The organism is Microlunatus endophyticus, from assembly GCF_014646195.1.
GTDB lineage: Bacteria > Actinomycetota > Actinomycetes > Propionibacteriales > Propionibacteriaceae > Microlunatus > Microlunatus endophyticus.
Genome location: NZ_BMMZ01000003.1, coordinates 322200 through 344742 on the forward strand (window position 1 = coordinate 322200; position 22543 = coordinate 344742).

Here is a 22543-nt window from a genome sequence, read left to right on the forward strand (position 1 = left end):
TCGGAGGTGATTAGCAGGGGGATGACCATCGAATGCATACCCGATGCACAGCGAGTCGGCCCGGTCCGGCCACCTGCGCGACCCAGGCGCGTAGGCTGCGCGTCGTGCCGGAAGTCATGATCGGTTTTCCCCGGGCCTACGCAGAATTCATCAACCCGGAAGACGACACCGAAGTGTTCAAGGTCGACCTCACCTGGTTGACCTCGCGCTGGGAGTGCATCTTCGGGCGCGGGTGCCCCGGCATCTACGCCGACCGCCCGGACGACGGGTGCTGCACCCTGGGCGCGCACTTCGCCGACAAGAACGACGAGAAGCGCGTCCGCAAGGCGGTCAAGCGTCTCACGCCGGACTTGTGGCAGAACTACAAGGAAGGCACCAAGAACGGCTGGGTCGAGCTGGAGGGCGAGGAGACCGTCACCCCCGGCGAGGAGCCGGACCGCAAGACCCGTGTCTATGACGGCGCGTGCATCTTCTTGAACAAGCCGGGATTCAAGGGTGGCTACGGCTGTGCGTTCCACCATCTGGCCGAGCAGGAGGGCCGTAGCTTTGTCGAGACCAAGCCCGATGTCTGCTGGCAGCTGCCGTTGCGCCGGCAGTTCCGGGAGGTGACCCGTACCGACGGCACCGAATACACCGAGGTCAGCATCGGCGAGTACTCCCGGGACGGCTGGGGGCCGGGCGGCCACGACCTGGACTGGTACTGCACCGCCAACACCGATGCCCATCAGGGTCGCCAGCCCGTCTACCTCAGCAACCGGTCCGAACTGGTTGCGCTGATGGGAGAGGCCGGCTATCAGCAGTTGGTCGGGCTGTGCGAGGAATTCGAGAGCCGCAAGGGATCGCTGCTGCGCCATCCGGCCGATCCGGCCGCCTCCTGATCCTTCGCCCCTCCCCGCACGCGAACCCAAACTTTGTTCCTGGTGCGCGGTCGCTCAACCAAGACCCGGCGGGTCGCAGTCGCAACCTCAAAAGTTTGAGCTTGCAGATGCCTCCGGCATGCCTGCGATCTGACCACCCTGGTCACAGTGACCACATCTGCGAGCATCCAGATCGCAGTTGACCAGTCAACCGTCAGGGTGAGGCTGCCCCAGTTGCAGGTTTGTCGGTTCGATCGTGCACGATGACCTTCATGAAATTCGACCACCTGTCTTTTGCTTGTGGCCCCCAGGGATTGGCCGAGACCGCGGACCGGCTCGGGCAGTTGCTGGGCGCTGAATTCATCGACGGTGGCTTCCATCCTCGGTTCGGCACTCGGAACCGGACCCTCGCGATGTCCGGCGGCACCTACCTCGAGGTGGTGGAGGTTCTTGATCATCCGGCGGCCGACAAGGTGCCGTTCGGCCAGGCCGTCCGGGCCCGCTCGCAGGCCGGCGGAGGCTGGCTCGGCTGGGCAGTACGCGTCGATGATCTTGCTCCGATCGAAGCGCGGTTGGGACGGGCCGCGGTCCCCGGCAGCCGACACCTGCCGACCGGTGAGGAGTTGAGCTGGCAGCAGATCGGGATCAAGGGCCTGCAGGCCGATCCGCAGCTGCCGTTCTTCATCAAGTGGTCGGTCGATCGGACATCCCATCCCTCACAGACCGAGTCCGACGCCACGATCACGTTGACCGGGCTGGAGATCGCCGGCGACCCGGACCGGGTCGACGACTGGCTCGGCGGCCAGGCCGGCCAGGCGCTGACCGACTTCGAGATCACCTGGAACGCTCCCAACGGGCAGCCGGGAATCCTGTCGGCGACCTTCTCCACACCCAACGGCAGCGTACGGATCTGACGCGCGGCACATGCGCGCCGGAGGTCTGGAATCGCGTCTGAGATAGTGGGGCGCATGCCGATCCCGATCCGTCCCGCTGTTGCGTCGGTGCCGCCGTACAAGCCGGGCAAGCCGGCTCCGGTCGGCCCCGACGGTTCCTCGTTCAAGCTGTCCAGCAACGAGAATCCCTATCCCCCGTTGCCCGGTGTGATCGAGGCCGCACAGCACGCGGTGCAGCGGATGAACCGGTATCCGGACATGGCCAATGCAGAGCTCACCGCGGCGCTTGCTGCCAAGCATGGGGTCGGCGACGATGAGATCGCCCTCAGTACGGGTTCGGTGGCGGTGCTCTACAACCTGCTCCAGACGGTGATCACCGACGGCGACGAGGTGCTGTACGCCTGGCGGTCCTTCGAGGCCTACCCCATCGCGGTTCAGCTGACCGGAGCACGCAGCGTCCCGGTGCCGCTGGGTCCCGGTGCCACTCATGATCTTGAAGCGATGCTGGCCGCGATCACGCCGGCCTCCAAGGTGATCTTGGTCTGCACCCCGAACAATCCGACCGGGCCGATCGTCCCTCATGATCAACTCGCGGACTTCATCGACCAGGTCCGCGACGACATCATGATCATCATCGACGAGGCCTACCTCGAATTCGCCACCGCACCTGACCGCGCCAGGTTCGACGATCTTCGGCGGCCGAATGTCGTGACGATGCGGACCTTCTCCAAGGCGTACGGGTTGGCAGGTTTCCGCGTCGGCTACTGCATCGCCGATCCCGCGATCGCTGGGGCGGTGCGGGCGGCCGCAACCCCCTTCGGCGTCTCGGCACCGGCCCAGGCTGCCGCACTGGCATCCCTGGCTGCCGATGCCGACCTGCTTGCCCGCGTCGAAGAGTTGATCAAGGAACGTACCGCGGTCGTCACCGGGCTTCGCGATCTCGGTCTCGCGATCCCGGACAGCGAGTCGAATTTCGTCTGGATCCCGGCCGGCGAGCGGACCGCCGCGTGGGCAGCGGAATTCGAAGCCGCCGGACTGGCCGTACGGCCGTTCACCGACGAGCCGGACGCCGGCATCAGGATCACGGTCGGTGAACCGGAGGCCAACAAGCTGGTCTTGCAGGTCGCCGGGACGCTGAAACCGTAGCAAGGTCGCTCGGTCGCTGCCGGGCGAGCGCTGGGCAGTACTGGGAGCGATGCGATACGGCGCTCGGAATCGGAACGCTGTGGACCGCGCGGGACTCGACGGCCGGTCTCGTGGCTGGTGCGCTGCTGTCTCGGCGCCGGATGTTCGGCCGGAACCGGGTCGTAGGGCCCTCGGGCGAGACCCGCGGTCCGGACGACCGTTGTCCACAGCGACACGGCGTACCTGACCGGCGTTGTCAGCGGCCGCGTCTAGCGTTTGCTCATGGCCAAGACCAAGAACCGCCCCGGCTTCGTCTGCACCGAGTGCGGCTGGACGTCAGCTCGCTGGGTCGGGCGCTGCGGTGAGTGTCAGACCTGGGGCAGTGTGGTCGAGGAGGGTGCACCGAAACTCACCCAGGTCCAGTCCAATGTGCCGGAGTCGAAGGCGGTCCCGATCGCCGAGGTCAGCGCCCGGGCGGCCACCCGCGCCAAGACCGGTGTCGGCGAGCTGGACCGGGTGCTGGGCGACGGTCTCGTGCCGGGGGCCGTCGTGCTGCTGGCCGGCGAGCCCGGCGTCGGCAAGTCCACGCTGCTGCTGGAGGTAGCGGCCCGCTGGGCCAAGGCCGGCCGGCGCACCCTGTACGTCTCCGGCGAGGAGTCCGCTGCCCAGGTCCGGTTGCGTGCCGGCCGCACCGACGCACTGGCCGAGGAGCTGTATCTGGCGGCCGAGACCGATCTGGGCACGGTGCTCGGCCACATCGAGGAGGTCGAGCCTTCCCTGATGGTGCTGGACTCGGTACAGACCGTCGGCACCGCCGAGGCCGATGGTTCGCCGGGCGGGGTGACCCAGGTGCGTGAGGTCACCGGCGCACTGGTGCGGGTCGCCAAGCGGCGCGGGATGGCGGTGATGATCGTCGGGCACGTCACCAAGGACGGCAACATCGCCGGGCCGCGGTTGTTGGAGCACCTGGTCGACGTGGTGCTTGCGTTCGAGGGCGACAAGCACTCCGGATTCCGGATGGTCCGGGCCACCAAGAACCGCTTCGGCCCCGCCGACGAGGTGGGTTGTTTCGAGATGGCGGAGAACGGCATCATCGAGGTCCCCGATCCGTCAGGCCTCTTCACCTCGCGGCACGACGAACCGGTCTCCGGCACCTGTGTCACGGTCACCCTGGAGGGGCGTCGACCGCTGCTGGCCGAGTTGCAGGCCCTGGTCGCTCCGAGCAATCTCCAGTCACCGCGACGGACCACCCACGGCATCGAGTCCAGCCGGCTGGCGATGGTGCTCGCCGTGGTCGAGCGGCGGGGAGGGATCAAGCTCTACAGCCGGGATGTGTACGCGTCCACGGTCGGCGGAGCCCGGGTCAGCGATCCCGGTGCCGACCTGGCGATCGCCGTCGCGGTCGCATCGGCGGCGATCAACAAGGCAGTGCCGCGATCGCTGATCGCCCTGGGCGAGATCGGCTTGGCGGGCGAGTTGCGGCGGGTGCCGGGCACCGAGCGGCGGCTCAGCGAGGCAGCCCGACTCGGCTTCACCGAGGCGGTCGTGCCGACCGAGTCCAGCAAGGACCGGGTCGGGCGGCAGGAGACCCGTGACGGGATGACGGTCCACCGGGTGACCACCCTCGGGCAGGCGCTCGCGGTGCTGGATCTACTGCCGTCGGGCGGCAGCAGGTCGACCGACCGCAAGCCTGAGGCGGCCGAGGACACGATCGCCGACCCGCCGCTGCTGCACAAGGAGAGGCTGGCCCAGGTGCTGCAGGAGCTGGAGCGCCAATTCGGCAGTGAGACCGGCTGACGGCCCGTCCGGCCCGCGTGCTGCGGACCGTCCCGTACGATGACGCCGGACCCATCACCCAACCGGCCCGGGTCACCCAACCGGCCCGACGGCGCGCAGCGAGGTAAATCAGTGGCACCGGATCCAGCTCAGCGTACGCGAGAGCTCGAATATCTCGCCCGGCTGGCGCCCGGCACTCCGCTGCGCGACGGATTCGAGCGGATCCTGCGCGGCCGTACCGGTGCCCTGGTGGTGCTCGGCGACACCCCGGAGGTGATCGCACTGTGCACCGGCGGCTTCGTCCTGGATGTGGCGTACACGCCGACCGCGCTGCGCGAGCTGGCCAAGATGGACGGCGGGATCGTGATCACCAGCGATCTGTCCCGGATCGTCCGCGCCGGCGTCCATCTGATGCCCGATCCGCAGCTGGAAACCGTGGAGACCGGCACTCGGCACCGGACCGCCGACCGGGTGTCCCGGCAGACCGGGGTCCCCGTGGCCACGGTGTCGGCGTCGATGTCGACGATCGCGATCTTCATCGACGGGGTGCGGCGCCCGCTGGAGACCTCAGAGCAAGTTCTCAGCCGCGCCAACCAGGCCGTGCAGACATTGGAGCGCTACCGGGAACGGCTCTGGCAGGTCACCGGCCGGTTATCGGTGCTCGAGGTCGAGGATCAGGTGACGATCAAGGACCTGGCCGTGGTCGCGCAGCGCCTGGAGATGATCAGGCGGCTGCAGAGCGAGATCGAGGCGTACGTCCTGGAGCTCGGCACCGACGGCAGGCTGCTGGCCCTGCAGCTGTCCGAGCTCGGGGCAGGACTGGACGAGCTGACCGAGCTGTTGGCGATGGACTACTCGCCGGCCGACGGTGTCGGTCTCGACTTCGCCGCATTGGGCACCCTGACCACCAGCCGGTTGCTGGAGCCCGGCGAGGTGGCCCGCGCACTCGGCTTCACCGCCCATCTGGACAACCGGATCGGTGCCCGCGGATACCGGCAGCTCGCCCAGATCAACCGACTGCCGGCGGCCTACGGCATGCGCCTGGTCGAGCATTTCGGAAACCTGCAAGGAATCTTCGGCGCCACGACGGTCGAACTCCAGGAGGTCGAGGGCGTCGGCGAGAGTCGCGCCCGGCTGATCCGGGAGGGACTGACCAGGCTGGCGGAGTCGGCCTACACCGAGCGGCTGGGCTGAATCCGTCGGTTGCCCGTGGCGTGGGCTACTTCAGGACCAGCACATAGTCGGGGGCCTGGGCGCCGTCCAGGTCGGCAGTCGCGTGGTAATAGCCCGCGCCGGGGGTCTCGGGCCGGTTCTTGCAGGTCGCTCCGGCCAGTGATCGCTTGCCGTTCCAGGTGATCGTCCAGCCGACGCCGTGGCCCGGTTTGAGCGCGGTCTTCTTGCTGGGTACGAGTTTGGCGCAATCGGCGGTCGACCAGATCCGGTCGGTGCCAGAAGTGATCTTCAGCTCGAAGCTGGCGGCGCCGATGGTGATCTTGCACGACTGATCGGATTTGTTGACATAGGAGACGTCGAAGCCGACCTTGTCGCCGATGCCGACGTGGTGGGCCTTGCTGGTCAGGGTCGCCTTCAGGTCCGACGAGGTGCAAGCGGTGACCGCTACCGGCGTCTTGCTGGGATGCGTGGACGGCTTGCTCGATGGGGTGCTGGATGACTTGCCCGAAGAGCTGCTGGTGGGCGTTGCCGTTGGATGCCGTGACGTCGGACTCGGCGTCGGACTCGGCGTGGAGGCAGCAGGTGATGACGCGGTGGGTGACGGAGTCGGGCGGTCCGACGCCGAGGTCGGGGCGTCGGCCGGGATGACCGACTGCGATCCGGTGGGCGCCGCCTGACCCGGGCTGCCACCCAGGTTGAAGAGCACCACCAGGAGGATGATCAACAGCACCAGGAAGACGCCGACGACCAGGGCACGGCGACGCCAGTAGGTCTCCGGCGACTCCGGACCCACTGGATGCATCACCCCAGCCATAGCGCGACCTTAGGCACTCCCGTCGGCCGAGTCGCTGTGCCACGCCGTCGACCGGCCACCTCGGGACCCGAGACGACCGATTACGGTGGCCCCGTGGATTACGCGCCGGTGGTGAGCAGGACGCTGCGCTGGTACGCCCATGCCGCCCGCGACCTGCCGTGGCGCCGTCCGGACGCCGGGCCGTGGGCGATCATGGTCAGCGAATTCATGTTGCAGCAGACGCCGGTCGCTCGGGTGCTGCAGCCCTGGCAGGACTGGGTGCAGCGCTGGCCGACCCCTGCAGCGCTGGCCGATGCGCCGAGCGGTGAGGCCGTACGCGCCTGGGGCCGGCTCGGCTACCCGCGCAGGGCGCTACGGCTGCACCAGGCTGCGACGGCGATCCGAGATGATCATGACGGTCAGGTCCCTGACGACTATCAGGCGTTGCTTGCGCTGCCAGGTGTCGGCTCGTACACGGCGGCGGCGATCGCAAGCTTCGCCTTCGGCCGCCGGCACGTCGTACTGGACACGAATGTGCGGCGGGTGCAGGCGCGGATCGCCACCGGCATTGAGTTTCCGGCGACCGCACCGACTGCCGCCGAGCGGCTGCTCGCGGAGCAGTTCCTGCCGACAGAGCCTGCCCGGGCAGCGCGCTGGGCGGTGGCGTCGATGGAGCTCGGCGCATTGATCTGTACAGCCCGCGGCCCACAGTGCGATCAGTGCCCGGTGCGCACCGACTGTGCCTGGCATCGAGCCGGGCGGCCCGCCCACGAGGGTCCCGCGCGAGTCGGTCAGCGCTACCAGGGCACCGACCGGCAGTGCCGCGGTGCGTTGCTCGCCGTGCTGAGGTCCTCCGACGATGCGGTGCCGGCAGAGGAGCTGGACACGGCCTGGCCGGACCGGGCCCAACGCGAACGGGCACTGGCGTCGTTGATCACCGACCGGCTGGTGGTGGCCGTCGGACCTGATCGGTACGCGCTCCCGGACTGAACAGGTTGCTCGGGTGGTCGCCGGGCTCCCCCGCTGTTGCGGTGCGGAGCGGGTCCGTAGGGTGGACGACATGACCGTTACCGCACCCACGATCGGCTTGCTGCACGGCGCCCACATCCCGACCCTCGGCCTCGGGACGTCGCCGATGAACGACACCGACACCGCAGCGGCGGTGCGATCGGCGCTCGAGATCGGCTACCGGCTGATCGACACCGCGGAGAACTACCACAACGAATCCGGTGTCGGCCAGGGCCTGCGCGACTCCGGCGTCAGTCGCGACGAGGTGTTCGTGACGACGAAATTCAACAAGGCCTGGCACAGCATCGACGGTGCCCGGCAGGCCTGGCGCAACAGCTGTGAGCGACTCGGCGTCGACTCGATCGACCTACTGTTGATTCACTGGCCCAATCCCGGCCAGGACCAGTATGTCGAGGCCTGGAAGGGCCTGGCCAAGCTCCTCGAGGACGGCTCGGTGCGCGCCATCGGCACCTCGAATTTCAAGCCCGCCCATCTGAACCGGATCATCGACGAGACCGGTGTCGTCCCGGATCTCAACCAGATCAACCTGAATCCCTACAAGACCCGCGCCGACGCCGTCGCCTACCATGCGGAGCACCGGATCGTCACCGAGTGCTGGAGCCCGCTCAGCCCGCGGGAGATCCTCGCGGAGTCGGTGATCACCGGCCTGGCCGAGCGCTACCAGCGCACGCCCGCCCAGATCGTGCTGCGCTGGCAGACGCAGCTCGGCTATGTCACGGTGCCGAAGTCTGCTTCTCCACAACGGATCCGGGAGAACACCTCGATCTTCGACTTCGATCTGACACTTGACGAGCTGGCATCGATCAGTGCCTTGGACCAGGGCGGCGTAGGCGTGCCCGATTCCGACGTCGTCGGCCACTGAACCCATCCGCGGCCACCGCCCCGGCATTCAGCCGAGCGGCTCGAGCGCGGTCTGTCCGGCCTTGGCCCGGGCTTCGGCGACCTGGTCGGCGACGCGGGCCAGCAGTTGCGGTGCGTCGTAGACGATCCCATCCTTGATCGTGTAGCGGACGCCGCCAGAGCGGTCGAGTTCACCGCCCTCACGGAGTCGCACGCGGCCGTTGGCGTACAGCACCTTGAGGTTGGCCAGCGGATTCTCCCCGACCACGACGAGGTCGGCGATCTTGCCGGGCGTGATGCTGCCGAGGTCAGCGCCGACACCGAGCAGCTCAGCCGACTGCAGAGTCGCCGCGTTGATCACCTCGAGCGGATGCAAACCGGCTTCACGGAAGAGCTCCAACTCCTCCACACTGCCGAAACCCCAGAGCTTGTACGCGTTCCCCGGGTCGGTGCCGGTGACGACGCGACCGCCGCGGTGGTAGTAGTCGCTCACGAACGCCATCCAGCGTTCGAAGTTGTGCCGCCAGGCGACCTCCATCTCGGTCGTCCAGTCGTAGAAGACCGAACCGTGGTTGTGTGGATTCGGTCTCCAGAAGTCCCACATCTGGGGCGCGGTGTAGTCGGAGTGCCAGGCCGATGTGCGTGCCTTCTCGACATCCCGGCAGGTGGCGTACACCTCGAAGGTCGGGCAGAGTGTCGCGCCCGCCTCGAGGAGATCGTCGATCAACTGGTTCCACGGTGCCGAACCGGGCTCGGCGGCCTGCTGCCAGACCTGACCGGACTGGTAGAAGCGCTGCTGCTCGTCCTCGTAGTTGTAGTCGACCGGATAGTTCTGCACCCGCTGCCCGGAGAACATCGCCTCCGGGATCCCGTACCAGTGCTCGATACTGGTCAGTCCCCAGCGCGATGTCGTGAGGGCATTCGCCCCGCCCAGGGTGATCGGTGCGTGGTGACAGGCCGTGCCGAGCCCGAGCTTGTTCGCCTCCTCGATCGCGGCCTTGAAGATCACCGGCTCGTACCCGAAGAACTTGATCCCGTCTGCACCACGCTCGGCGGCCGAAGCCACCCAGGCTCTGGCCTCATCCGGCTCTCGGAACGGCTCGTCACGCCCCTCGCCGAAGCCGACATACGGTGCGATCCGCGGTGCCGCGATGCTGTTGTCCGCGCTGCGATCGGCCTCGCGCCGGGTGAAGTCGAGGCCGTTGCGGAAGCAGCCCGGGTCCCTGACACTGGTGACACCGTGGGCAAGCCAGAGATCGTACGGATATTGCACCGATGGCGCCTTGTTGGCCGAAGCGATGTGGCCGTGACAGTCGAAGAGGCCGGGCAACACCCAGTGTCCGGTCAGATCGATCTCCCGCCCGTCCGGCCCTGCTTCCGGGCGCGTACGTGCCTGCATCCTCGCCATCGGACTGTTGACCAGATACAGCGCCTGGATCCGGTTGCCCTCGACGACAATGTCGACCGGCCCCTGCGGCGGGGCAAGGGTGCCATCAACGATGGTCACATTCCGCAGGATCAGGCGCGAGTAGGGCCCGTCTCCGACCGTGCGGTCCGTTGCTGCGTGTTCGTCAGAGGTCTGCGACATCAATCTGCCCTTCCTGAAGGCTGTCCGCGAATGGCGATGCGCCTCCGCCGGCGATGAAACTGTCGATCGCGGTGTCGATCACCGGCAGCGGGACGCTGCCCAGAGACAGAATCTGATCATGAAAACTCCGGATGTCGAACCGAGTCCCGAGCGATTGCTCGGCGCGACGGCGGGCTTCGGTGATCTTGAGCATCCCGAGGTAGTACGCCGTCGCCTGCCCGGGCCAGGCGATGTAGCGGTCGACCTCGGTGACGATTTCATGATCACCGATCGCCGTGTTGTCCCGGAGGAAGTCCTGGGCCTGCTTCCGGGTCCAACCCAGGGCATGCATGCCGGGGTCGATCACCAGCCGTACGGCCCGCCACATCTGGTAACTGAGCATGCCCATCAGCTCGAACGGTGTCTCATACATCCCCATCTCGACGCCGAGTCGTTCACAGTAGAGCCCCCATCCCTCCCCGTAGGCGGAGATGTAGACCTTCTGCCGGTACGCCGGGTGCTGGGTCTGCTCGAGTGCGAACGGCATCTGGAACGCGTGCCCGGGAGCGGCCTCGTGCAGTGTCAACGCCGGGATCGAGTAGAGCGGCCGGGCGGTGAGGTTGTAGGTGTTGAGGACGTAGCGATGCGGCCCTCCACGCCCGAAGGTGTAGAAGGGAGCAAGATCAGGATCCGGCTCCTCGATCCCGAAGCGCATCCGCGGCAGCCGGCCGAAGTAGTGATGCGCGATCGCGTCGAACTTCTTCGCCTGCCAGGCAGCGAACTGCAGCAGTTGGGTCGGCGTTGTGGCATAGAACTTCGGGTCGGTCCGCATGAAGGCGAGCATCGCGTCGGCGTCGGCAAACCCGACCGTCGCGGCCACGTCGGCCATCTCCGCCCGCAGCGACGCCACCTGTTCAAGTCCGATCTGGTGGATCTGCTCCGCGGTCAGGTGCGTCGTGGCGTATTCACGCAGTTGGCAGGCGTAGAACTCCTCGCCACCCGGCCCCTTGACGGCTGCGATGTCGGTCGGTAGGGCCGGGAAATACTCACAGGTGAAGAAATCCAGCAGCTTCCGGTACGCCGGCAGCACCTGGTCGGCGATCACGGCCCGCGCGTCGGCGATCAATCGATCATGGTCGGTCACGGTGGCCGGCAGCGTGGTCAGTGGCTGAAAGAACGCTGTCTGCTCGGGCGCGGCATCCTCCGCGACCGACCGGATGGTCGCCTCTCTGCCGATCATGGACACCTGCGCGGGGGCGAAGCCGCGATCGATGCCGGCCCGCATGTTCGCGATGTTCTGGTCGATGAACCGCGGGATGTCGCCCAGCCACTCCCGGTAGTCCCGTGCCTGGTCGGCTGTGCCGAGATGGCGTCGTGACTGACTGGTCAGGTCCATCCAGAAGCCGGAGTCGGCATTGGCGGGACGCTCGAACATCCGAAAGTTCTGGCGTCCGATCAGCGTCTTGATCTGGTACTGGTAAACGTCGAAGTCCTGGGCCTGCCCCGCGTCGAGGGTCGATCGGTCGATCGCCTGGAGTTGATCATCGACCTGCCGCCAGCGTTCGGCCCTCCGCTCCTCGGCCTCGAGACTGACATCGCGAAGCCGTGGCACGAGCGGCTCGTCGAGCAGCCGCTCGGGAAACTCGAGTCGCCGCCAGGCCCACTCGTCGGCGGCAATCCGGGCAAAGATCTGATACGACGTATCGGGGGTCCCCACAGGCATCCCTTCTGATCCGGGCGTGGTTCACACGACCCGAGCTGAGTGACATGTGATATTGCATACTCCCACAAGCCCATCCCGGCCGCCACAGCTCGCCGGCCCGGCCGGGGGTGGATCGGGCCCGTCCGTCCCTGAGCAGGGCGACGTCGATCTTGTCGTCTTCGGCAGGCGTTAGCACTACGCCGCCGATATCCTGAGACGCAGCCAACAGGCCATTACCCTGGGATGCCGCCGTAGAGCTGCCAGGCGGAAATTCGGTGCCGGGAACGGCAGGATCGATGGGACAACGAGAATGGCCGCTGAGTCAGGGATCACTCGACTGGTGAAGTCCAGCAGTCTGCGCGAACGCGTGGAGAAGGCGATCGGCGCGGCCATCATCTCCGGTGAGATGGCACCCGGTGAGCTCTTCTCCGCGCCCGCACTGGCAGCCCGTTTCGACGTGTCGGCGACACCCGTCCGCGAGGCGATGCTCAATCTGGAGAAGCGCGGCTTGGTGACGGCAGTACGCAACAAGGGATTCCGTGTCACCGAGATCGACTCCGGGTCACTGGAGCGCCTCGCAGGAGTCCGGCAACTGCTCGAGCCGGCCGCGCTGGCACTCCTGGCCCCGCAGTTCACGATCCAGATGGCAGCCGCCGCACGGGTACATGCCGCCCAGATTGTCGCCGGGGCGGTGAACGAGGACCTGGCCGCCTATCTCGAGGCCGACCGGACGTTCCATCTGCTGTTGCTGGGCTACCTCGACAATCCTTACCTGGTGGAGATCGTGGCCGACCTCCGGGAGCGCACCCGGCTGGGCGGACTCAAGAGCCTGCTCCACACCGACCGGCTGGAAGCTTCGGCGCACGAGCACCACGAGATCGTCGACCTGCTCGAGGCTCATGATGCCGACGGGGTACGCAGACTCATGCACCGTCACATCGGTCACGTGACCGGGTGGTGGTCCGGTGCGGACGAAGGCTAGGGTTCTCGACAATGTGTGACATATTACTAATCCGAGCCCGCTGATGCCCCGGCCATCGGACGTGATCGTCGTCGGTGCCGGGATCGTCGGTGCTGCTTGCGCCTACGCCCTGAGCCGCGCCGGTTTCGTCGTGACGGTGATAGAGGCCAAGGCAGCTGCGTCCGGCACCAGCGGACAGGGAGAAGGCAACATCCTGGTGTCCGACCGCGGCCCGGGCGCAGAACTGGTGCTCGCACAGTACTCACTCACCCGCTGGGACCGGATCGAGCAGGAGCTTGCCGAGTACCTGCCGACCGGCTTCCCGGAGCTCGAATACGAGCTCAAAGGCGGTGTGGTGGTCGCGACCACCGAGGCGGGTGCCGAGTCACTGCTGGCCTTCGCCGGCACCCAGCGGCCGGCAGGGGTGACCGCGATCGAACTTGATCATGACGGCGCACTGGCCCTGGAACCACACCTCAATCCCGAGGTCACCGCTGCTGTGCACTATCCCCAGGACGCGCAGGTGCAGCCGGTGATCGCGACCGAGGCGCTTCTGGCCGCTGCCCGCACCCTGGGCGCCGCGACGATCTTCGGCGAGCAGGTCGTCGGCGCACTGCGCGGACCGGGCCCTACGATCACCGGCGTCCGGACCGACCGGGACGAGTATCCCGCCTCCCAGGTGATCATCGCCTGTGGCCCCTGGTCGGCGCAGGTCGCCGAGACCCTCGGCAGCTGGCTTCCGGTGCGTCCGCGACGCGGTGTCCTGCTGGTCACCACGCGGATGCCGCACAAGATCTTCCACAAGGTGTACGACGCCGACTACGTCGGTGCCGTCGTCTCCGATGATCATGGCTTGCAGACCTCGAGTGTGATCGAATCCACGGCAGCCGGAACGGTCCTGGTCGGGTCGTCGCGACGACAGTCGGGCTTCGACCAATCACTCGACCTGCACGCGGTACGGGAGATCGCGCGGAAGGCCATCACGATCTTCCCGTTCCTGGCCGACGCATCGGTGATGCGGGTCTACGGCGGACTGCGCCCCTTCATGCCCGATCATCTTCCGGTGATCGGTCCCGATCCACTCGTCTCGGGGCTGTGGCACGCCACCGGCCACGAGGGTGCCGGGATCAGCCTGTCGCTGGGAACCGGCGATCTGATCACGAGCTTGATCACGGGCAGTACGTCACCTGTCGATCCCCGGCCGTACGCCCCCGCCCGGCTCCCCCGCCCGGACACGGTGGAGGTGCCCGCGTGACCGACGAACTGCAGTTGATCTTCAACGGCGAGCGACTGACCGCCCGCCGCGGCCAATCCATCGCCGGGGCACTCCTCGCGTCCGGCCGCCGGAGCTGGCGGACCACCGCTGCAGGGCGGCTACCGAGGGGGCTGTTCTGTGGCATCGGCGTCTGTTTCGACTGCCTGGTGACCGTCAACGGCGTCCGTGACATCCGTGCCTGCCAGCGCCCGGCGACCGAAGGCGATGTGGTCGAGACCCAGGACGAGACGCTCCCCTTGCGGCGTACGGAGAAGTCCCGATGAGGCAGACAGTCGTGGTGATCGGGGGCGGACCGGCCGGGCTGGCAGCCGCCGACGCAGCTCTTGACCGCGGCGCCGCAGTGGTCCTGCTGGAATCCGCACCCCGGCTGGGCGGCCAGTTCTGGCGACATCCGACCGATAGATCAGCAACCGACACCAGCCTTCAGCACAACTGGAACGCCTTCGTCGCAATGGCCGACCGGGTTGGCTCCGACCCGTCCGCAACCGTGATCACGTCAGCACAGGCGTGGGCCATCGATCACGATCATGGCCAGGGGGATGCCGCGTTCGGGGTGCAGGCCGCCGTGGGCTCGGCCGACGGTCCATCTAGGGAGATGATCACCGTTCGCGGACACGCGTTGATCATCGCAACCGGCGCTCATGATCGGACCCTGCCGTTCCCCGGCTGGGATCTGCCCGGGGTCGTCACCGGCGGCGCCGCCCAGGCGATGGCGAAGGCGGAAGGCATCGCGGTCGGTCAACGGGTCGTTGTCGCCGGTGCCGGACCCTTCCTGCTCCCGGTGGCGGCATCACTGGCGGCCGTGGGCGCCCGGGTGATCGGAGTACTCGAGGCGAGCAGTCGCCGCCAGGTCGTGTCCGGCTGGCTGCCGCAGAGTCCATGGCTAGCGGCGAAAGCGCCTGAGCTGGCCGGCTACGCCACCTACCTTGCCCGGCACCGGATCCCTTACCGCACCGGTCTCGCGGTGACCCGTGCCCACGGGAACGACAGTGTCCGCGGTATCACCGTCAGCAGGATCGACAGCGACTGGAGACCCGTACCCGGAACAGCCGAATACCTGGACGTGGATGCCGTCTGCGTCAGCCACGGATTCACCCCTCGACTCGAACTCGCGATCGCTGCGGGATGTGCCCTCGGCGCGGACCGGTTCGTCGCCGTCGACGCAGCACAGCGCACCAGCGTGCCGAATGTGTTCTGCGCGGGAGAGCCGACCGGGATCGGCGGCTCCGACGTTGCCCTGGCGGAGGGTCGGATCGCCGGTCACGTCGCCGCCGGTGGGGCCATCACTGACACTCAGCTGCGACCGGCTGTACGCCGCCGCCGGCTGCTCCGTCGACTGACCGGCGCCATTCGCGACGCCCACCGGATCGGGCCCGGCTGGACATCCTGGCTGACCGACGACACGGTGATCTGCCGCTGTGAGGAAACCAGCTACGGAGCACTTCGCTCCACCCTGATCGCAACCCGGACGACCGGACTCCGGCCGGCGAAGTTGACGACTCGTGCAGGACTCGGGCCGTGCCAGGGTCGGATCTGCGGCCGCACCGTCGAGGAACTGATGACGGACTTGGCGAGCACCGACGGTGGCGCCGATCAACGATCGGACGGAGTGATCATCGACAGGCGACCGATCGCCTCGCCGGTGCGCTTCTCGGAACTGACAGCCCAGGCCCGCGTTGTGGGAACCCATGAGCAGATGGACACGCAGGAAGAGGACCGATGAACAAACCTGATCTTGGAGGCGTGGTCGTCGCGACCGCCCTGCCGTATCGCGAGGATGCCTCGGCGCCCGCCGGCCTCGCCGTTGATCATGATCGCTATGCCGAGCACTGCGACTGGTTGATCACCAACGGATGCCGCGGCGTGGGACCGAACGGTTCACTGGGCGAATACTCGTCGCTGACCGATGACGAGCGCCGGCAGGTCGTGAAGACCGCCGTCGCCGCGGCGTCCGGCCACGGCATCGTGATCGCCGGCGTTCACGCGCCGGGGTCCCATCTGGCCAGGCACTGGGCCGAACTTGCCGGCGAGGACGGCGCGGATGCCGTGTTGTGCCTGCCGCCGACGATGTATCGGGCCACACCGTCGCAGGTTGTCGACCACTTCGCCGAGGTCGCGTCGGTCGGCCTCCCGGTGATGATCTACAACAACCCGATCGACACCAAGGTCGACCTGACCCCGGAGCTGGTCGCCGAGATCGCAACCATCGACAATGTCGTCGCGATCAAGGAATTCTCCGGAGACGTACGCCGCCCGTTCGAGATCTCCGAACTCTGCGACATCGACGTGATCGCCGGCGCCGACGACCTGCTCTTCGAGCTGCTCGTCGACGGTGCGGTCGGCTGGTTCGCCGGTTTCCCGAATGCTTTCCCGTCCGAGTCGGTTGAGCTCTACAACCTCGTACGCGCCAGCCGGATCGACGAGGCGCGTGAGCTCTACCGGCATCTGGTGCCCGTCTTCCGATGGGATTCCCGGACCGAGTTCGTCCAGGCGATCAAGCTCGGGATGGACATGGTCGGCCGCTACGGCGGACCGTGCCGTCCGCCGCGCGGGCCGTTGACCGCCGAACACGAGGCCCAGATCCGTTCCGAGATGGAGCACGCGATCAAGGTCCTGTCCGAGCGCACACCGACCGACCTGAAGCCCAACTGATCATGCGCTCTTCCAAGATCATCCAGACGATCGACACCCACACCGAAGGGATGCCGACCCGGGTGGTGACCGGAGGCATCGGCACCATTCCCGGTACGACGGCCAATGAGCGCCGGCTGTATTTCATCGAGCACCTTGATCATCTGCGGCACTTCCTGATGGACGAACCGCGGGGACACGGCGCGATGAGCGGTGCGATCCTGCAGCCCTCCACCCGACCGGACGCCGACTGGGGTGTCGTCTACATCGAAGTATCGGGCTGTCTTCCGATGTGCGGCCACGGCACGATCGGCGTCGCGACCGCGCTGGTCGAGGCCGGCATGGTCGAGGTCACCGAGCCGACGACCACGATCCGGTTGGACACTCCGGCCGGGCTGGTGATCGCGACAGTGGCGGTCAGCGACGGGCATGCCGACTCGGTCACGATCGAGAACGTCCCGGCCTTCGCCGAACGCTTGGACGCCACGATCGATGTGCCCGGCTACGGCACTGTGGGCTACTCGCTGGCCTTCGGCGGCAACTACTACGCGATGGTCGACCTGGATGATGTCGGTCTGCCCTTCGACCGCAGCCGGCAGACCGAGATCCTCAGCGCCGGACTGGCGATCATGGACGCGATCAACGGCACCGATCCGCCGAAGCATCCCGAGATCGAAGGTGTTGATCACTGCCACCACGTCGAGTTCATCGCGCCCGGCTCGAACGCGCGGCACTCGCGCCATGCGATGGTGATCCATCCCGGCTGGTTCGACCGGTCCCCGTGTGGCACCGGCACATCGGCACGGATGGCCGAGCTCTGGGCCCGTGGTCAGTTGCCGCTGGACACCGACTTCGACAACGAGTCCTTCATCGGCGGCCACTTCATCGGCCGGTTGATCAACCAGACCACCGTCGGTGAGCGGCCGGCGGTCGTCCCCACGATCACCGGGCGAGCTTGGGTCAGCGCCCTGAGCCAGTTCCTGCTCGACCCGAGCGATCCTTTCCCCAGCGGGTTCGTCTTCTAGCCGGCGAAGGAGCGATCACCGTGCTCAACCTGCATCGTCTGCTGCTGCTCCACGAATTCCGTCTGCGCGGAACGGTCGCCGCCGTTGCCGAGGCGCTGTCGTACAGTCCGTCGACGGTGTCGCAGCAGCTGGCGATCCTCGAGCGGGAGGCCGGCATACGGCTGTTCGTCCCGGTCGGCAGGCGGTTGCAGCTCACGCCTGCGGGCGAGCAGCTGGCCGACCGGGCCGCAGAGCTCCTGGCACTTCAGGACCAGATCCAGGACGAGCTTCGCGACGGGTCCGCCCAGGTGACCGGGACGATCCGGCTGTCTGCGCTGCAGTCCACCATCCACACCGTGATCCCGATGGCACTGGCCGTGCTCGAACAAGATCATCCGCGGTTACGGGTCGAATTGTTCCAGCTGCCGCCCGAGCAGGCGCTGTTCGAACTCGCCGGCCGACGGTTCGATCTTGTCGTCGCCGAGCAGTATCCGGGTCGGACCCGCCACCTGCAGCCCGACTTCGACTACGAGCCGCTGTGCGACGACCCGATGCGGGTCGCCGTGCCCGCCGGTTCGCCGGCCTCCTCGCTGGCGGAGCTCAGGGATGCCGTCTGGGTGATGGAACCACTCGGCACCGCCGCCCGGGACTGGGCGGTCCAGCAGTGCCGAGCCGCAGGCTTCGAGCCGGACGTTCGCTACCAGACCGATGATCTCGGCGCCCATCGGCTGCTGATCCAGAGCGGTCTCGCCTGCGGCATCCTGCCCGGTCTCTTCCTCGGCAGCAGGGCTGAAGGCGTGACCCAGCTCAATCTCGCGGACAACCCTGAGCGACGGGTGTTCACGACCGCGCGCAAGACCTCGGTCAACACCCCTGCGCTGGTCGCCTGCCGGGAGGCCCTTCGCAGAGCCATCGCACAGCTGGACGCCGGGGACTAGGACTGCCGGAACCGACTGAGACCATTCGGTTTCGCCGATTGGTAACCGGGGCTTTTCCGCGCTATCCATGCGGCCAAACCGAAGCAATACTGATGTCCATCCGAGCCGGCCGGGCCCGGACCTTGTGCTGCACCCCTTGTGCTGCGTCCACGAGCTGAAAGAGGCATTGGATGGGTATTCCTGCACCGACCTCGACCGAAGTGGATGCGGAGGAGGTTCGTGCGCTCGCCGGCGAGTGGGTCGCCGCTGCCGAGCAATATCCGCCGGATGCGGTCGCCAAGCGCCTGGCCGGGGTCCTCAGGGAGGAGAACGGCCTCGACTTCACGGTGCGCTTCGTCGACAGCGTGGTACGGCCCGAGGATCCAGGCGTCGCGGCGCACGGGCTGCGCAGCCTGTCGGGGATCGCGCCCCGGTTCCTGCCTGTCTGGATGCGGCTCGGAATCACAATCGGCGGCCTCGTCGGACCGCTGCTGCCCGGTGTGGTCGTTCCGATCGCCCGCCGGGCGCTGCGCCGGATGGTCGGCCACCTGATTCTCGATGCCCGGCCCAGCCAGCTCGGCAAGGCGATCGGCAAACTCCGCTCGGGTGGCGAACGGCTCAATCTCAACCTGCTCGGTGAGGCCGTGCTCGGCGACCGCGAGGCCGATCGGCGGCTCGAAGGCACCCGGAAACTCCTTGCCCGCAAGGATGTCGACTACGTGTCGATCAAGGTGTCCAGCGTCGTCAGTCAGATCACCCTGTGGTCCTTCGACGAGACCGTCGAGCAGATCGTCGCCCGGCTGACGCCCGTGTACGAGGCTGCTGCACAGTCCGATCCTGCGACCTTCATCAATCTCGACATGGAGGAGTATCGCGATCTCGACCTGACCATCGCGGTCTTCCAGAAACTGCTCGACCAGCCGTCCTTGCACACCTACCAAGCCGGGATCGTCTTACAGGCTTACCTTCCCGACGCCCTGCCCGCGCTCGACCGGCTGACGGAGTGGGCGACCGAACGACGCCGCCGAGGCGGTGCGCCGATCAAGGTCCGCGTCGTCAAGGGCGCGAACCTGGCGATGGAACGCGTCGACTCCGCGCTCCACGGTTGGCCCCTGGCCACCTTCGGCAGCAAGGCCGAAACGGATGCCAACTACCTGCGCATCATGGGTGCTGCCCTGGATCCGGGCCGCCTGGACGCCGTCCGGATCGGCATCGCCGGTCACAACCTCTTCGACATCGCCTACACCTGGCTGCTCGCCACCAAGCGGGGCGTCACGGATTCGATCGAGTACGAGATGCTGCTCGGGATGGCCACGCCGCAGGCCGCGGCGGTGCGCCGGACGGTCGGTGGTCTCCGGCTCTACACCCCCGTGGTCGACCCGCGTGAATTCGACGTCGCCATCGCCTACCTCGTCCGCCGGCTCGAGGAGGGTGCATCGAGCGAGAACTTCATGTCGGCGGTCTACGAGCTCAACTCCGACAAGTCCCTGTTCGAGCGGGAGTACCGGCGCTTCCTCGACTCCCTCGAGTTGATCGACACTACGATCCCTGCGCGCAACCGTACTCAGGACCGCAACCGCGAGCGGGAGAGCGAAGCAATCTCCGCCGGGGCGTCCGCCGGCTTCGCGAACACACCGGACACCGACCCGTCGCTGCCGGCCAACCGGGACTGGGCCGCAACCGCCATCGCGAAGATCAAGAAGTCCGACAAGGGCCAGGACCTGATCAATGCGGCGAAGATCACCACCCAGGACCAACTCGATGATCTTCTCGGCACGCTCGCGTCCGGCGCGACCGGATGGGCGGCACTGCCGCCCGCCGAGCGCGCCGCGGTGTTGGCCAGGACCGGGCAGATTCTCGAGTCCCGGCGGGACGAGTTGATCGAGGTGATGGCTTCCGAGACCGGCAAGACGATCTCCGAGTCCGACCCCGAGGTCAGTGAAGCAGTCGACATGGCGCACTACTACGCCGAGCTCTGCAGGGAGCTGGCTGCTGTGGCGGGTGCACGCTTCGTCCCGGACCGCATCACCATGGTGACGCCGCCCTGGAACTTCCCGGTTGCGATCCCGTTCGGTACCACCGCAGCAGCGCTGGCCACCGGATCGGCCGCGGTACTCAAGCCGGCACCGCAGTCCCGCCGGTGTGGCGCGTTGCTCGCGCAGGCCCTGTGGGATGCGGGCGTTCCGCGCGACGTCCTCGCGCTGGCCGACATCGAAGAGGGCGAGCTGGGCAAGAGCCTCATCACCGATCCGCGGGTCGATCGGGTGATTCTGACCGGGTCGTACGAGACCGCGGAGCTGTTCCGCAGCTTCCGTCCGGACCTGCCCCTGGTCGCCGAGACCAGCGGCAAGAACGCGATCATCGTCACCCCGAGCGCCGACATCGATCTTGCGGTCGCCGACATCGTGAACAGCGCCTTCAGCCACGCCGGACAGAAGTGTTCTGCTGCCAGCCTGGCGATCCTCGTCGGCAGTGTGGCCGACTCCCGCCGATTCCATGATCAGCTTCTCGACGCCGTCACCTCGATGCGGGTCGGCTATCCGGATGATCCGGCAAACCGGATGGGGCCGTTGATCACGCCCGCCGAGGGGAAACTGCTGCAGGGGCTGACCCGACTGGACGAGGGCGAGCAGTGGCTGATCAAGCCCGAGCGACGGGACGACTCCGGCCGGCTGTGGTCCCCCGGTGTCCGAGCCGGAGTACGTCCCGGCTCGCCCACCCATGTGACCGAATACTTCGGACCGGTGCTGGGCATCATGACCGCAGGCAGCCTGGACGAGGCGATCGAACTGCAGAACGCCGTCGCGTACGGGCTCACCGCGGGTCTGCACTCACTCGACGAGGCGGAGGTGCAGACCTGGCTGGACCGGGTCCAGGCCGGCAATCTCTACATCAACCGTGGCATCACCGGCGCGATCATCCGCCGGCAGCCGTTCGGGGGCTGGAAGCGCTCGTCGGTCGGGACCGGCGCCAAGGCCGGCGGCCCCAACTACCTGGTGCGATTGGGCAGGTGGGTGCGGGCGGACGGCGATGCTGCTCCGGTCGCTCCGGTCGCCGCTGACGTGCACCCGCTGGTCACGGACGAGCGTCTGAGGCCGTTCGTGGCTGCGGCGCGCGAGGCACTGGGCGACCGGCCCGCGGACCGCGCGTGGTTCGAGCGGGCGCTGCACAGCGATTCGCAGACGTGGACAGCAGAATTCGGGGCCGCCCGTGACGTGTCCGGGCTGGGCGTCGAGCGGAACATCTTCCGCTATCGCCCGGCGTCGTGCACGATCCGCATCGCCGAGGCTGCCGACCTACCGGAAGCGCTGCGGGTGATCGCAGCCGGTCTCCTGTCCGGGGCCAAGATCGACATCTCTGCCGGTACGGCACTCCCCGACACCGTCGCGTCCGCGCTCCGGCAGCTGCAGGTGCCGATCAGCGTCCGGTCCGATGACGACTGGCAGCAGCAGTTGGTCCGCGTCACCGGACGCGTACGGCTGATCGGCGCCGACGGTCGTGCTGCGCTCGCTGCTGCCGGAGGCTCGCCGGAGCTGGGCATCTGGGGCGACGCGGTCACCGAGGCCGGGCGGCTGGAGCTGCTGCCCTTCCTGCTCGAGCAGTCCATTTCCCTGACTGCCCATCGGTTCGGGAATTCCTCTCCGCTGTCGGATATCGAGATCCGGTAGAACCAGGGGCCGCCCATTGTCGAATCCACGACAACCCACGAGCGCTGTTCGGCCGCCCGCACAGTCGATCAATACGCACCCGATCAGCCGGGACACAGTTACTCGGGAGACCACGCGACGAGAAAGTCCGATTTCGCGCGGTCGGGAATTAGCGACGCCGAATTCGAAGGTTGACCGCGTGTAAAATTCCACCGAGCCAAGCTTTTCAGAAACCTGAGTCGTAATGGACGACAAGCTTGATCTTTTCTCTATTCGGACACAGCAATAACGGCTGCCGCCATCAGCCTGGCGGCAGCCGTTATGTTGTTTCGGGCTTGGTGGCCGGCGCCCG

General features: G+C 67.3%; 17 protein-coding genes and 1 pseudogene. 15 read left to right on the forward strand and 3 right to left on the reverse strand.

Going from position 1 to position 22543, the window contains the following annotated elements:
* Positions 1 to 104 precede the first annotated feature (104 nt).
* The 5 genes and pseudogenes from IEY07_RS08385 (at position 105) to disA (ending at position 5845) form a co-directional block, all read left to right on the forward strand.
* Positions 105 to 878, forward strand: coding sequence for a DUF3109 family protein (locus IEY07_RS08385; protein WP_229669855.1), 774 nt, complete (start codon positions 105 to 107; stop codon positions 876 to 878).
* 251 nt (positions 879 to 1129) lie between these two features.
* Positions 1130 to 1771: a VOC family protein gene (locus IEY07_RS08390; RefSeq protein WP_188894731.1), complete on the forward strand. Its 642-nt coding sequence runs from the start codon at positions 1130 to 1132 to the stop codon at positions 1769 to 1771.
* A 54-nt stretch (positions 1772 to 1825) separates the two neighbouring features.
* Positions 1826 to 2896, forward strand: coding sequence for a histidinol-phosphate transaminase (gene hisC / locus IEY07_RS08395; protein ID WP_188894732.1), 1071 nt, complete (start codon positions 1826 to 1828; stop codon positions 2894 to 2896).
* A gap of 261 nt (positions 2897 to 3157) precedes the next feature.
* Positions 3158 to 4528, forward strand: a pseudogene (gene radA / locus IEY07_RS08400) (DNA repair protein RadA); the annotation flags it as partial.
* A 255-nt stretch (positions 4529 to 4783) separates the two neighbouring features.
* Complete coding sequence (gene disA, locus IEY07_RS08405; protein ID WP_229669856.1) at positions 4784 to 5845, forward strand: DNA integrity scanning diadenylate cyclase DisA; 1062 nt, start codon at positions 4784 to 4786, stop codon at positions 5843 to 5845.
* A 25-nt stretch (positions 5846 to 5870) separates the two neighbouring features.
* On the opposite strand, the gene IEY07_RS08410 is transcribed toward disA, so the two are convergent.
* Positions 5871 to 6638 (reverse strand): hypothetical protein, encoded by a 768-nt coding sequence (locus IEY07_RS08410; RefSeq protein ID WP_188894735.1) that lies wholly within the window; start codon positions 6636 to 6638, stop codon positions 5871 to 5873.
* Between the two features lie 93 nt (positions 6639 to 6731).
* On the opposite strand from IEY07_RS08410, the gene IEY07_RS08415 reads away from it, so the two are divergent.
* The gene (locus IEY07_RS08415; RefSeq protein ID WP_229669857.1) at positions 6732 to 7607 is read left to right on the forward strand and encodes an HhH-GPD family protein; all 876 of its coding nucleotides are present in this window, start codon (positions 6732 to 6734) and stop codon (positions 7605 to 7607) included.
* A 70-nt stretch (positions 7608 to 7677) separates the two neighbouring features.
* On the forward strand, positions 7678 to 8508 hold the full coding sequence (locus IEY07_RS08420; RefSeq protein ID WP_188894737.1) for an aldo/keto reductase: 831 nt from the start codon (positions 7678 to 7680) through the stop codon (positions 8506 to 8508).
* Positions 8509 to 8535: 27 nt separating this feature from the next.
* On the opposite strand, the gene IEY07_RS08425 is transcribed toward IEY07_RS08420, so the two are convergent.
* Together IEY07_RS08425 and IEY07_RS08430 are read right to left on the reverse strand one after the other, a co-directional pair.
* Entirely contained in the window at positions 8536 to 9993 is a 1458-nt protein-coding gene (locus IEY07_RS08425) for an amidohydrolase family protein (protein ID WP_229669858.1), read from the reverse strand.
* Positions 9994 to 10057: 64 nt separating this feature from the next.
* Complete coding sequence (locus tag IEY07_RS08430) at positions 10058 to 11776, reverse strand: DUF885 domain-containing protein (RefSeq protein ID WP_188894739.1); 1719 nt, start codon at positions 11774 to 11776, stop codon at positions 10058 to 10060.
* A 289-nt stretch (positions 11777 to 12065) separates the two neighbouring features.
* On the opposite strand from IEY07_RS08430, the gene IEY07_RS08435 reads away from it, so the two are divergent.
* The 8 genes from IEY07_RS08435 (at position 12066) to IEY07_RS08470 (ending at position 22212) form a co-directional block, all read left to right on the forward strand.
* Positions 12066 to 12737: a GntR family transcriptional regulator gene (locus IEY07_RS08435; protein ID WP_188894740.1), complete on the forward strand. Its 672-nt coding sequence runs from the start codon at positions 12066 to 12068 to the stop codon at positions 12735 to 12737.
* A gap of 43 nt (positions 12738 to 12780) precedes the next feature.
* Positions 12781 to 13971 carry an NAD(P)/FAD-dependent oxidoreductase gene (locus tag IEY07_RS08440; RefSeq protein WP_188894741.1) on the forward strand — a complete coding sequence of 397 codons (1191 nt, stop codon included), beginning with the start codon at positions 12781 to 12783 and terminating at the stop codon, positions 13969 to 13971.
* Positions 13968 to 14255, forward strand: a complete 288-nt coding sequence (locus tag IEY07_RS08445) for a (2Fe-2S)-binding protein (RefSeq protein WP_188894742.1) — start codon at positions 13968 to 13970, stop codon at positions 14253 to 14255. Before IEY07_RS08440 ends, IEY07_RS08445 begins: the two co-directional genes overlap by 4 nt.
* Positions 14252 to 15715: an FAD-dependent oxidoreductase gene (locus IEY07_RS08450; RefSeq protein WP_188894743.1), complete on the forward strand. Its 1464-nt coding sequence runs from the start codon at positions 14252 to 14254 to the stop codon at positions 15713 to 15715. Before IEY07_RS08445 ends, IEY07_RS08450 begins: the two co-directional genes overlap by 4 nt.
* Positions 15712 to 16644 (forward strand): dihydrodipicolinate synthase family protein, encoded by a 933-nt coding sequence (locus IEY07_RS08455; protein ID WP_188894744.1) that lies wholly within the window; start codon positions 15712 to 15714, stop codon positions 16642 to 16644. Before IEY07_RS08450 ends, IEY07_RS08455 begins: the two co-directional genes overlap by 4 nt.
* A 2-nt stretch (positions 16645 to 16646) precedes the next feature.
* Entirely contained in the window at positions 16647 to 17648 is a 1002-nt protein-coding gene (locus IEY07_RS08460) for a proline racemase family protein (protein WP_188894745.1), read from the forward strand.
* A 20-nt stretch (positions 17649 to 17668) separates the two neighbouring features.
* A complete protein-coding gene (locus tag IEY07_RS08465; protein WP_188894746.1) occupies positions 17669 to 18565 on the forward strand; it encodes a LysR family transcriptional regulator in 897 nt (298 codons plus the stop codon).
* A 170-nt stretch (positions 18566 to 18735) separates the two neighbouring features.
* Positions 18736 to 22212 (forward strand): proline dehydrogenase family protein, encoded by a 3477-nt coding sequence (locus IEY07_RS08470; protein WP_188894747.1) that lies wholly within the window; start codon positions 18736 to 18738, stop codon positions 22210 to 22212.
* The last annotated feature ends 331 nt before the right edge of the window (positions 22213 to 22543 follow it).

Bases quoted from the DNA above. Each gene is read 5' to 3' on its own strand.
- IEY07_RS08450 (WP_188894743.1), top strand. From the start codon at position 14,252: ATGAGGCAGACAGTCGTGGTGATCGGGGGCGGACCGGCCGGGCTGGCA.
- IEY07_RS08440 (WP_188894741.1), top strand. From the start codon at position 12,781: ATGCCCCGGCCATCGGACGTGATCGTCGTCGGTGCCGGGATCGTCGGT.
- IEY07_RS08390 (WP_188894731.1), top strand. From the start codon at position 1,130: ATGAAATTCGACCACCTGTCTTTTGCTTGTGGCCCCCAGGGATTGGCC.
- IEY07_RS08435 (WP_188894740.1), top strand. From the start codon at position 12,066: ATGGCCGCTGAGTCAGGGATCACTCGACTGGTGAAGTCCAGCAGTCTG.
- IEY07_RS08430 (WP_188894739.1), bottom strand. From the start codon at position 11,776: ATGCCTGTGGGGACCCCCGATACGTCGTATCAGATCTTTGCCCGGATT.
- IEY07_RS08470 (WP_188894747.1), top strand. From the start codon at position 18,736: ATGGGTATTCCTGCACCGACCTCGACCGAAGTGGATGCGGAGGAGGTT.
- hisC (WP_188894732.1), top strand. From the start codon at position 1,826: ATGCCGATCCCGATCCGTCCCGCTGTTGCGTCGGTGCCGCCGTACAAG.
- IEY07_RS08460 (WP_188894745.1), top strand. From the start codon at position 16,647: ATGCGCTCTTCCAAGATCATCCAGACGATCGACACCCACACCGAAGGG.
- IEY07_RS08455 (WP_188894744.1), top strand. From the start codon at position 15,712: ATGAACAAACCTGATCTTGGAGGCGTGGTCGTCGCGACCGCCCTGCCG.
- IEY07_RS08410 (WP_188894735.1), bottom strand. From the start codon at position 6,638: ATGGCTGGGGTGATGCATCCAGTGGGTCCGGAGTCGCCGGAGACCTAC.
- IEY07_RS08420 (WP_188894737.1), top strand. From the start codon at position 7,678: ATGACCGTTACCGCACCCACGATCGGCTTGCTGCACGGCGCCCACATC.